Below are 546 nucleotides of genomic sequence, written 5' to 3'. Positions count from 1 at the left end.
GTCGACGCCGTTGGCCTGCGCGTCCGCACCAATGACAGTGCTATCACCATTGAACTGCGAGGTGGCCGCACGCGCGCCTAGCGCCGCGCTATTTTCGTTGTAAGCGGAGCTGCCATGGCCGATCGAAATGCCTCCATCGCCCGACGCCAAGGCAAAGCCGCCCAATGACACGGTGCGTGGTGCGAACGAACCGGCGCTGTGTCCGATCGCCACCGCATCGGTATTGCCAGGCGCGTTGGGAAACACGTTGGAATCGTAGCCAATGGCAATCGCATAGTCGGATTGGCCCTACGCACCCGAGCCCAGCGCAATGCCGCCAAGACCGGTCGCTGCGGTAATCGAGCCGAAATTGCTGACGCCGCCCACCACGACGCTCTGCGCTCCGCTGGCCAAAGAGGTGTCGCCGATTGCGACGCTACTGGCACCGTCGCTTCGCGCCCTGTAACCGAACGCGGTCGAGGTGTCCGCACTGGCGCGCGAGGAATAACCGCCGGCGGTGGAAAGAAAGCCGCTGGCGCTGGAAAGCCCGCCCACTGCGGTGGCGCC

1 pseudogene is annotated in these 546 nt (G+C 65.0%); it reads right to left on the bottom strand.

The window, feature by feature from the left end:
* Positions 1-546, bottom strand: a pseudogene (locus XAXN_RS19950) (adhesin); the annotation flags it as partial.

Origin of the sequence: Xanthomonas axonopodis (assembly GCF_001304695.1) — a bacterium.
Classification (GTDB): domain Bacteria; phylum Pseudomonadota; class Gammaproteobacteria; order Xanthomonadales; family Xanthomonadaceae; genus Xanthomonas; species Xanthomonas axonopodis.
This window is presented reverse-complemented; position numbering and strand designations above follow the sequence as displayed.